Below are 11,086 nucleotides of genomic sequence, written 5' to 3' on the forward strand. Positions count from 1 at the left end.
AACAATTCAGAGCCACACAGCAATTCTGTACGGCTCTGAACGGTTTTACAGATTTTCGCTGTTGTTCATATACATCATGTAGCTTACGACCATCATGGCAATTTTAAAGGTCAGCGCATCGTCAAATTTACGAATGTCGAGACCGGTGCTCTTCTCGAGCTTCTCCAGACGGTACACCAGTGTATTTCTGTGTACATAGAGCTGACGGGATGTCTCGGACACATTCAGGTTATTTTCAAAAAATTTATTGATTGTGGTCAGTGTTTCCTCATCGAACGTATCCGGCAGATTTTCGCCGAAGACTTCGGTCATAAACATTTCGCACAGTGGAATCGGGAGCTGATAGATCAGACGGCCGATGCCGAGGTTGTTGTACGGTACCACGTTTTTGTCTGCGTAGAAAATTTTTCCTACTTCGAGTGCCATCTTCGCCTCTTTGTAAGAACGCGATACACTCTTGATCTCGTTGACCGGATTTCCGTAGGAAACGCGCACCTGGGACATAGCCTCCGCATTCAGCATATCCACCAGCATTCTTGCGGTCTGGTTCATATCCTCGAAGGTGTCGGTGTCTTTCAGTTCTTTTACAATAATAATGCTCTTCTCATCGACCGCGGTGATAAAATCCTTCGGTCTCGATGCGAACAGGCTCTTTACGGTTTCCTGCGCGCTGATGTCTTTTTCCATCTTCGTTTCTACCATGAAAACAACGCGGCGCACGTCGGTGTCGATGCGCAGCTTTTTCGCACGGTTATAGACATCCACCAGAAGGAGGTTGTCAAGAAGAAGATTCTGGATAAAGTTGTTTTTGTCCAGACGCTCTTTGTATGCAATGATGAGGTTCTGAATCTCGCATACTGCAACTTTTCCGATCATGTAAGCGTCATCGCTGCTGCCTTTGGAGATCAGAATGTACTCTACGTTCTGGTTGTCATATACTTTAAAATAATGATATTCCTGTACAATCTGGCTGTCCGCAGCGGATAATACAAAAGAACGGATGCTTTCTGCATCAATCGCGGTTTCCGGGAATGTGGTCACCAGCAGAACACCATCCGTATTCGTCACACATAAATCAATTCTTGTAATATTTCTTAATTCATCAAGGGTTTTCTGTAATACCTGACTTGATACCAAATCTGCCACTTCCTTTCTCCTGGCGTATTTTACTCCAGGGTGCATCTTATCTATAACTATAGCTTATTTTTTTCTTATTGGCAACTATTTTTTGCTTCGCAAAAGGAGGGCCTTGCATATGCAAAAAGGACCGGCATCCAAATAGATGTCGATCCTTTTTCTCTATGTTTGCGCATACGCGCTGATGTTCATATGGATTAGTTGGTAATGGTGATCTCTGTCTCTTTGTCGAACAGATGAACTTTTTCCATATCCAGAGCAAATTTAACGGTATCACCGCTTCTTGCAGTTGTACGAGGATCTACGCGGGCTGTCATTGGGAAGCCTTCGCAATCGAAGTACAGGTAAACTTCTGCACCTAACAGCTCGTATACGTTGATCTTGCACTCAACTACGCTGTCTTTGGAAGTTTCGATGAACATCTGAGAATCATGTACGTTCTCAGGACGGATACCCATAACAACGGTCTTTCCGTCATATCCGCCGTCGATAACAGCTTTTGCTTTGGAAGCCGGCAGTTTCATGTTGTATTTACCAACAGTAAGAGTAACGTCGTTTCCGTTAACTTTTACTTTTGCATCCAGGAAGTTCATCTGCGGAGATCCGATGAATCCTGCAACGAACAGGTTGCCCGGTGCGTTGTACAGGTTCTGCGGGGTATCTACCTGCTGAACAACTCCGTCTTTCATAACAACGATTCTGGTACCAAGTGTCATAGCCTCGGTCTGGTCATGTGTTACGTAGATGATGGTAGCGCCCAGTCTCTCATGCAGTTTGGAAATCTCGGTACGCATCTGTACACGAAGTTTTGCATCCAGGTTTGACAGAGGCTCGTCCATAAGGAATACTTTAGGATCACGTACGATTGCACGTCCCATAGCAACACGCTGTCTCTGACCACCGGAAAGAGCTTTCGGTTTACGGTCAAGCAGTTTCTCCAGGTCAAGGATTTTAGCTGCTTCTTTAACCTGTTTGTCGATCTGATCTTTCGGAACTTTTCTCAGTTTCAGACCGAATGCCATGTTATCATATACGGTCATGTGCGGATACAGAGCGTAGTTCTGGAATACCATTGCGATATCACGGTCTTTCGGCTCTACATCGTTTACTACTTTATCGTCAATTTTCAGAGTACCATCGGAGATCTCCTCAAGACCTGCGATCATACGAAGTGTTGTAGATTTACCACATCCAGATGGTCCTACGAAGATGATAAACTCTTTGTCAGCGATTTCCAGGTTGAAGTCTTTTACTGCTTCAAAACCGTTCGGATATCTTTTTGTAATGTGCTGTAAAGATAAACTTGCCATTTTTGAATCCTCCCTAAATGAACATCATGCGTTTTTTATTATGAGTTGTGCGTTTTTGCATCTCTCTTGCTTATGGGACTAGTATACCTTTTCTCACCCGATTCGACCATGCCATAATTACACAAAGTTTCCATCGGCAGATTGGCAATTCTGCTTTCGGATTTTTTTAAACAGTTTTCTTCTGTCCACTTTGCACAAACAAAATGTTCACTATTATACAAAATGACGAAACGAAAAGTTTATATTCTCTTCATTGCTTTTTTCTGAAAAATTCGCTATACTTTTAGGTAATGTCTGCCAGCCGGAACGCAGATCGGCGACAGATTTAATTCAACAGAAAAGAGGAACAAACTATGAGTTTTTTCAGCCTGGACAGTAAGTTCTCGCAGATCATGAGCCGTGTTTTCGACCTGATGATGCTGAACATTATTTTCCTTATTATGTGTATCCCGATTGTGACGATCGGCGCAAACTTCACAGCAATGTACTACGTCACCTTGAAGATGATTAAAAACGAGGAGACCTACATCTTCCGTACCTACTGGAAATCGTTCCGTGAAAACTTCAAACAGGCAACCGCTATCTGGCTCATTATGCTGGCAATCCTGATCGTTCTGATTCTCGATCTTCTGCTGGTTATGAATATGTCTGGTGCGATCACTTACCTGCGCTTTGTTTTCCTGGTGCTGATCTTTTTTGAGGCTATGGTCCTCTCCTATATTTTCCCGGTACTGAGCCGTTTTGACAATACCGTGAAAAACACGATCAAAAACTCCATGCTGATGGCGATCCGCCACCTGCCGTGGACCATCATGATCCTGCTTGTCAACATCAGCCCGATGCTGATCTATGTATTCTCCACAACAAAGATTGTGAGCTACCTGATCCTGCTGATGTTCCTGCTCGGATTTTCTTCTGTGGCACTTGGATGCTCCTGGTTCTTCGTGAACAAGATCTTTCCATATTATATGCCGGAGGAAGAGAACGAGGTTCTGACTCCGGAAGAAGAGTCCTTACGCGCACTCGAAGCGATGGACAGACCAAGCCCGCTGACTGATCGTTCCGATGATGCTGCTGCGGCTGAACAGCCAGAAACAGACGAAACAAACGAATAAATAAACTGCACTTCATAAATAACGCCCCGCCGGGAACCGCATCTGCTGCGTGTTTCCCGGCGGGGCGTTTTCGTTTTCTATTCTCTTTTATTTTTCAACACTTCTCAGACATCCTGCTGTGCTTCCTCCTGTACCGGTTCCGGTACGATCATCGGAGGCATCGGTTTTTTCTCCTTTACAGCTTCATCAAACGTAATCGTAACCTTGAACAGGTCGCCGTCCAGATAAATATTGAAGGTTCCATGCTGCAATACCGTCAGGTTCTTTGCGATTGAGAGACCCAGGCCGCTGCCCTCGGTGCTCCGGCTGACATCGCCGCGGATAAAACGCTCCGTCAGTTCATCCGCCTGGAAGTTCAGCGGGTTCTCGGAAATGTTCTTGATCGAGAACTGAATCTTTCCGTCTTTTTTGATGGCATCCACATAAACCCGCGTTCCCGGCATGGCATATTTGCAGACATTTACGTACAGGTTCTCAAGCACGCGCCAGATGCGGCGGCTGTCCGCACGGATCAGAAGCGGTTCCGGCTGGAGAATACAGATCAGGTCGAGATTGCGGCCCTCAAACCGCTCCGCAAATTCTCCGTTTACCTGCTGTACCAGTTCATTCAGGTTCAGGTTCATGAATTCCAGCTTGATGTTTCCGGAGCTGATCTTCGATGCCTCGACAAGATCCTCCGTCAGCTGTTTCAGGCGCTGTGATTTTTCGTCGAGTACGCGGATATAATCTTTCGCTTTCTCGTTTTCAATATTTTCCCGTTTCAGCAGATCAACATAATTAATAATAGAAGTAAGCGGTGTCTTAATATCGTGGGATACGTTAGTAATCAGATCCGCTTTTAAGCGCTCGCTCTTCATCTGCTCCTGCACCGCTGCTTTCATTCCCTCGCCGAGCGAATTCACAATTCCGGCAAGCTGAAGGTTGTCTTCCCCATGCAGCTCCGTCAGGTCAATCTTGTAATCCAGATCGCCCGCAGCAATCTCTTTTAAGCCATGTTCAATCTGTTTTCTTCCGGATGCCCCGCGCAGCAGAAGAAGCAGCACTGCGGCATCCATCACCAGGGTAAGGAATACGCCGAACATTCCGAATCCGCAGCAGAGAATGATCTGCACGCCGCAGAAAACGCAGAACATAAGGATTGTTCGCTCCGACTCCTGTCTGCCTTCATAGAAGGTTCTTCCGGCAGACACGATCCGGTGGCCGACGCAGTACACAAACGACTGTTTCCAGACGTTGCGCGCTTTGATCCGGCGCACCAGCGAGCAGTACGGAATCAGTGTAATCAGAAATCCGGCGAGGATGCCCGATGCGGCCACCAGGCTGCGCCATGTATCTGCTTCATTTCCATAGGATCCGCTGTAGATGTAGTTTCCGTCGAAATTCTGGATATAATGAACGCCGCCGTAGGAAAGTTCGATGCAGACAGCAACGATTCCAACTGCTCCCATCACTATCAGGATTGCGGCTGCAGCTGCAATTTCCGTGTACCACTGATCGAAAAAGTAAAGGCGGATTTCTTTGTTTTTTCCATTTCTTCCCGCCTGCAGTGTGAACAGAACCAGGCAGACCAGCGTTCCGATTCCACCAACTGCAATCATAAGAAGAAGGAGCTGCATTTTCGGAAGCCACTGGCTGTAGATCTCACTGTACTGGGAAAAATAGTCGCTCGCCGCCAGATCCGGGTCAAGTGCAACGAAGATCTTCTGATAATTATCTGCGATCTGATTGTTCAGCAGATAGCTTCTCGCTGCTTCCACGGCCGGGCTGTTTTTTCTGGCTGCGTAAGAACGGACTTTGTCGGCACCGCCGGTTCGGTCAACGGCAAAAGCGAACGGGTAGGACAATTTCTGTGCAATGGCTGTTGTGTAACCATTTTTCCAGGAGTCCACATTCGTATAGATATTTCCCTCTTTATCTTCCAGACAGTACCAGAGGTTGGCATCGTCCGCATTGACGTTGATGCCGCTCTCCTGGTTTTTAAAAGCTGCAACTTCTTCCGTGACCTCGTGAAGTGTCGTATACAGATCGCGGATGGATACCTTTTTCAGATTTGCCGCCGCGTACTCATAGAGGTACGTTCCCGCTTTCGTCTTCTGCGTTTCCAGGCTCATTCCCTGATCGTAGAGATACAGGAACTGGGAGGAAACATCAGCAGGATCAATTTTTTTCTCTTTCAGGTTTTTGACTGCATTCTCGGAAGGAAAATAAACCTCGCCGTCCGGGGAAAAGCTGTCAAACGTCTCTGCATCTGCCGCGCTCAATGCGGCTGCATCCGTCTCTTCTGTTTCCTGGCTCACATCAGTTCCATCTTCGTATGCAAGATAGGCTTCTTTGTCAATTCCGGCATCGTTCGTCGCATAATTGTCTGCGGTATACGCTGCCACCTCATTGAGGTCTGCGCTGCTGCCGTCATCGTACATCTTGCCAAGCTGGTCAATGGTGTACGTTGTACTGGCACCGCCGCTTTCCTTTCCATCGGTTGCAAAGGCACGGTAATCAATCTCTTTTGTTCCGTCGTATCGGCCGTTTGTGCCGAATTTACTCATATCATTATAGTAGCTCATGACATTATGAAGCTGCCGCTGCACCAGTGTGCCGCATGCGGTGGTTTCTTCAAACGCATACTTTTTTGCTGCCGCATTCGGCGTCAGGCCGACACTGGAAAGCATCAGTGTCTGAATGCCCCCGAACAGCGTGCTTGCAGCAAAAACGATCAGCAGAAGAAAAACGATCAGCTTCCCCGTCAGGCTGTAGAGTTTTCGTTCTTTCACAATTTTTATTCACTCCTTATTATTGTTTCTCAATCTTATACCCAATTCCCCATACAACTTTCAGATAGCGCGGCTCCTTCGGGTTGATTTCGATTTTTTCGCGGATGTGGCGGATGTGGACCGCAACAGTGTTGTCCGCACCGATCGCCTCCTCGTTCCAGATACTCTCGTAGATCTGTTCAATCGAAAATACCTTGCCTGGATTTTTTACCAGCAGCAGGAGAATGTTGTATTCGATCGGGGTCAGTTTGACTGGTTCGCCCTCGACGCTGACTTCTTTTAAGTCATCGTTGACGAGAAGCCCGCCGACCTGATATACATTTTCTCCGTCGTCTGCCGGAAGATTTCCAAGTTTCGTGTAGCGCCGCAGCTGAGATTTCACCCTCGCCACCAGCTCGAGCGGGTTGAACGGCTTCGTCACGTAATCATCCGCGCCGATGTTCAGTCCCAGAATTTTGTCTACGTCCTCTGATTTCGCAGACAGAATAATGATCGGAATACTGCTCTTTTCTCTGATTTTCAGCGTCGCACGGATGCCGTCCAGTTTCGGCATCATGACGTCGATAATCAGCAGCTGAATCTCCTCCCTCTCGAGCATCTGGATGGCCTGCATGCCGTCATATGCCTTCAGCACATGATAGCCCTCCTGGGTCAGATAAATCTCAATGGCGTCTACAATCTCTCTATCATCATCACATACTAAAATGTTGTACATTTCTTCTTTCTCCACCTTTCGTTTTTCTTTTTCCAGCACTTTTTTCCCGCGCCGGACCTCCCACATGATTCAAGGATGATTGTACCGCAAATTCCCTCAAGTTGCCAGATGTCTTTTGTTTTCATCCTTACTGTACCAAAGGAATCTTTAGGTCCGCAAAGGAAAATCTTAAGTTTCTATAAAGTTTCGCATGTAACATGAAAACATTTTGTGAGTGAACAGTAACCTTTGTTACTATTAAAATAGATTTTACAAAAATAGGAATTGATTTTTTTCCGGAAAGCAGTTAGAATACTTGAGGGATGATTTTTGAATCCCGTATTTCAAGCGAAACAGACCGGCAAAAACGGCTGTTTGATCAAAAATTTTCTAAAAAAAGGCAGGTGAACAGAATGGATAGTTGTGATTCTCATGGGCGAAGTACCAGCATAGGACGGGAACCGGAAAATATGCAGGATGACGGCCATCCTTCTGCCCTGCTTTAATCTTAAATATTTTCCCTTCTTATCCTATGAAAACCCGAAGTAAGACACATGATCCAAACCAGTTTTGAAATGTAATTCTCTGGTTCTTTTTTCGTGTGCTTTTACTGCCCTGTGAGGGTTCCAACATGCTTTTTCGCACCGACAGCACGCATGTCTGTTACAGTTCACAGGTTTCCTGCGAACTGTAACATTCGCAGTCCTCATTTAAAGTTTTGCTTCGCAAAAGGAGGACTGCTCACACCTGAATCACTTTCTTACGCAGCGAAACAGCAAGTGTTTCACTGCTGATTGAACAATAGTGTTTATCGGGAGTTGTCAAAAAAAGAATGGAGGATAACGAAAAATGGAAAAACGAGTACAGGATTATACCCAGGAGATCCTGGATACAATCCGCAGCAACTCTTCTCCGGCTGTCATGGGCAGCCGCCTGGAAGATTACCACGAAAATGACCTGGCAGATGTTCTGCCGCTTTTAACGGTTCCGGAGCGATGCAAACTGTACCGCATTCTGGACACGGACATGCTGTCCGATATTTTTGAGTATGCTGAATCCGACAACGTAGCCGAGTACCTCGAAGAGATGGATGTCAAAAAAGCCGCTTCCATCCTCTCCAAAATGGAGACCGATGCCCTCGCTGAGGTTCTGCAGAAGCTTGACAAGACAAAGAAAAGACTTCTGATTGATCTTCTCGATCCGGATGTAAGGCACGATATCGAAATGATTGCATCCTTTGACGAGGATGAAATCGGAAGCCGTATGACCACCAACTGTATCATTATCCGCGAGGATCTGAATGTCAAACAGGCAATGAGCTGCCTGATTGACCAGGCAGCCAAAAACGACAACATTTCTACTATCTTTGTTGTCAACGCACAGCAGAAATTCTACGGCGCAATCGATCTGAAAAACCTGATTATCGCAAGACGCGACGAGACGCTCGAGGATCTGACCGTAACTTCTTACCCGTACGTATACGCAGAGGAGCCGATCGACGAGTGTATCGAAGAACTGAAGGATTATTCCGAGGACTCCATTCCTGTCCTCGACAACGACAACCGCCTGCTCGGTGTCATCACCTCATCCAGCATCATCGACCTGGTTGATGATGAGATGGGTGAGGACTACGCGATGTTCGCAGGTCTGACCGCAGAGGAGGATTTAAAAGAGCCGTTAAAAGACAGTATGAAAAAACGTCTTCCATGGCTGATCATCCTGCTCGGTCTTGGCATGCTGGTTTCTTCTGTAGTCGGTATTTTCGAACAGGTTGTCACAACCCTTCCAATCATCATGACCTTCCAGTCCCTGATCCTTGACATGGCCGGAAACGTTGGTACCCAGTCCCTGGCTGTTACCATCCGTGTCCTGATGGATGAGTCCCTGACCGGAAAACAGAAATTACAGCTTGTTTTCAAGGAAATGCGCATCGGTTTCTGCAATGGTCTTCTGCTTGGTGTTCTGTCCTTTGCTGTCATCGGACTTTTCATCTTCTTATTCAAGGGAAAGACCATGATGTTCGCATTTTCCGTTTCCGCCTGCATCGGCATCGCGCTGCTGCTGGCAATGCTGATTTCCAGTGCCGTCGGCACCTGCATTCCGCTGTTCTTTAAAAAGATCCACATCGATCCGGCGGTTGCTTCCGGTCCGCTCATCACAACGGTCAACGACCTTGTCGCTGTCATTACGTTCTATGGTCTGAGCTGGCTGTTCCTGATCGAGATGCTGCATCTGGCAGGCTGACCGCGTAATCTGTACAGCAAAACAAAAGATGCCCTTTTAAGAGGCAGATATCAACTTTTTCTGGTTTCGGAAAAAGCTGATATTTGCCTCTTATCTTTTCTCTTCCCTTCTTTACATTCCAAACAGAAACCGATATAATAGCAGGTAACGGTGCTTTTATGCTTTGACGTTTCACAGTGCCGCAAATATTTTGAAATGAGGGTTTTTGAAAACATGATTGTCAATCTCATCACCACAGTCTACAACTTTCTCTGGGGCGATCTTTTTACGATTCCGCTCCCGGGCGGCGGCAGTCTCGGAATCTCCCTTCTGATTCTTCTGCTGATTCCAACCGGCATCTATTTTACGATCCGGACACATTTTCTTCCCATCCGTCTGTTCCCGGACATGATCCGTGCCCTGTCGGAAAAGAAAAATGAAAAAAGCAGCCTTTCTTCTTTTCAGACACTGATCGTTTCCACCGCAACGCGTGTCGGTATGGGAAATCTGGTCGGCGTTGTCGCTGCAGTCTCCGCCGGAGGCGCAGGTGCTGTGTTCTGGATGTGGGTGACGGCTATCATCGGCTCGTCTACCGCGTTTATCGAAGCTACGCTCGCACAGCTTCACAAAGAAGAAGATCCTCTGTACGGCGGCTACCGCGGCGGTCCTGCCTACTACATTCACGATCTGGTTGAAGACCATCTCAAGAAGAAAAAACGATACGTTCTGCCGGCTGTTCTGTTTGCCATTGCCGGCCTGATCTGCTGGTGCGGCATCAGTCAGGTAATCAGCAACTCCGTGGCTTCTTCTTTTAAAAATGCATTTTCCATTCCGCCGCTTTATACCAGTATCATGCTGGTGATTCTTTCTGCGATCATCGTACTGCGGAAAAATGCAACCGTAAAGGTACTGGATTTTGTAGTTCCTGTCATGGCAGTCTGCTATTTCTTTATCACACTGTTTATCATCGCTGTCAACTTCCGTCAGATTCCTTCTGTATTTGCGCGCATTTTTGAGGAAGCCTTCGGACTTCGTCAGATGGCAGCCGGCGGTTTTGGTGCGGTTCTGATGAACGGTGTAAAACGTGGTCTGTTTTCGAATGAGGCCGGTTCCGGTTCCGCTCCATGCGCCGCTGCCGCCGCAGAATGTGACCGCCCGGCCAAAGCAGGTCTTGTACAGGCACTCGGCGTTTTCGTCGACACGATCGTCATCTGCAGCTGCACCGCAATGATTATGCTGCTTGCACCAAAGGATCTGATCGATGGCCTTTCCGGTATGGATCTCTTACAGACCGCCATGCAGTATCATCTGGGAAAATTCGGTGTGATTTTCATCGCACTTACGCTGTTTTTGTTCAGCTTTTCCACGTTCCTCGGCATTTTGTTCTATGCCAGAAGCAACGTTGCCTACCTGTTCGGTGACAAGTGGTGTTTCCAGACCGCTTACAAGGTTCTGGCACTTGTGATGCTGTTTATCGGAGGAATTGCCGCTTACACGTTTGTGTGGGATCTCGGTGATGTCGGCATCGGGCTGATGACAATTTTCAACATCATTGCGCTGTATCCGCTTGCCGGGGAGGCACTTTCGGAGTTAAAATCATATGAGGAGTCGAAGAAATCATAAGTCATCCATACTTATTGTTTCTTACAGAAGGGGTTTACCAAAAAGGACTAATTGTTAAGTAACCAAAAACATAGAAATATGTTTATAAATATAGATAAAAGTGGACATATAAAATCTCTTATCTATAGCTTAACAATAGGTCTCAAGCCTAAGTGACTGCTACTGTCGAAAGACATGTTGCAGATAGGAACTATGTTAAGTAGTAAGGTAAAG

7 protein-coding genes are annotated in these 11,086 nt (G+C 46.7%); 3 read left to right on the top strand and 4 right to left on the bottom strand.

From position 1 onward, the window contains the following. Positions 1 to 45 precede the first annotated feature (45 nt). Together ACY2VW_RS03480 and ACY2VW_RS03485 are read right to left on the bottom strand one after the other, a co-directional pair. Positions 46 to 1,137: a PucR family transcriptional regulator gene (locus ACY2VW_RS03480; RefSeq protein ID WP_461877046.1), complete on the bottom strand. Its 1,092-nt coding sequence runs from the start codon at positions 1,135 to 1,137 to the stop codon at positions 46 to 48. 197 nt (positions 1,138 to 1,334) lie between these two features. After that, a complete protein-coding gene (locus ACY2VW_RS03485) occupies positions 1,335 to 2,447 on the bottom strand; it encodes an ABC transporter ATP-binding protein (protein ID WP_055219170.1) in 1,113 nt (370 codons plus the stop codon). A gap of 353 nt (positions 2,448 to 2,800) precedes the next feature. Here ACY2VW_RS03485 and ACY2VW_RS03490 point away from each other — a divergent pair, with 353 nt between their 5' ends. Then, positions 2,801 to 3,562 (top strand): YesL family protein, encoded by a 762-nt coding sequence (locus ACY2VW_RS03490; RefSeq protein WP_461877038.1) that lies wholly within the window; start codon positions 2,801 to 2,803, stop codon positions 3,560 to 3,562. A gap of 104 nt (positions 3,563 to 3,666) precedes the next feature. Here ACY2VW_RS03490 and ACY2VW_RS03495 read toward each other — a convergent pair whose 3' ends face one another. Then, complete coding sequence (locus ACY2VW_RS03495) at positions 3,667 to 6,333, bottom strand: sensor histidine kinase (protein WP_461877039.1); 2,667 nt, start codon at positions 6,331 to 6,333, stop codon at positions 3,667 to 3,669. Between the two features lie 19 nt (positions 6,334 to 6,352). Beyond that, the gene (locus ACY2VW_RS03500) at positions 6,353 to 7,048 is read right to left on the bottom strand and encodes a response regulator transcription factor (RefSeq protein WP_022461396.1); all 696 of its coding nucleotides are present in this window, start codon (positions 7,046 to 7,048) and stop codon (positions 6,353 to 6,355) included. Between the two features lie 828 nt (positions 7,049 to 7,876). Between ACY2VW_RS03500 and mgtE the strand changes: the two genes are divergently transcribed. Together mgtE and ACY2VW_RS03510 are read left to right on the top strand one after the other, a co-directional pair. Then, positions 7,877 to 9,271, top strand: coding sequence for a magnesium transporter (gene mgtE / locus ACY2VW_RS03505; RefSeq protein ID WP_461874108.1), 1,395 nt, complete (start codon positions 7,877 to 7,879; stop codon positions 9,269 to 9,271). Between the two features lie 213 nt (positions 9,272 to 9,484). Next, entirely contained in the window at positions 9,485 to 10,873 is a 1,389-nt protein-coding gene (locus ACY2VW_RS03510; protein ID WP_461877041.1) for an alanine/glycine:cation symporter family protein, read from the top strand. The last annotated feature ends 213 nt before the right edge of the window (positions 10,874 to 11,086 follow it).

It is taken from the genome of Fusicatenibacter sp. (genome assembly GCF_977045365.1).

Bases quoted from the DNA above. Each gene is read 5' to 3' on its own strand.
- ACY2VW_RS03490 (WP_461877038.1), top strand. From the start codon at position 2,801: ATGAGTTTTTTCAGCCTGGACAGTAAGTTCTCGCAGATCATGAGCCGT.
- ACY2VW_RS03510 (WP_461877041.1), top strand. From the start codon at position 9,485: ATGATTGTCAATCTCATCACCACAGTCTACAACTTTCTCTGGGGCGAT.
- ACY2VW_RS03500 (WP_022461396.1), bottom strand. From the start codon at position 7,048: ATGTACAACATTTTAGTATGTGATGATGATAGAGAGATTGTAGACGCC.
- ACY2VW_RS03485 (WP_055219170.1), bottom strand. From the start codon at position 2,447: ATGGCAAGTTTATCTTTACAGCACATTACAAAAAGATATCCGAACGGT.
- mgtE (WP_461874108.1), top strand. From the start codon at position 7,877: ATGGAAAAACGAGTACAGGATTATACCCAGGAGATCCTGGATACAATC.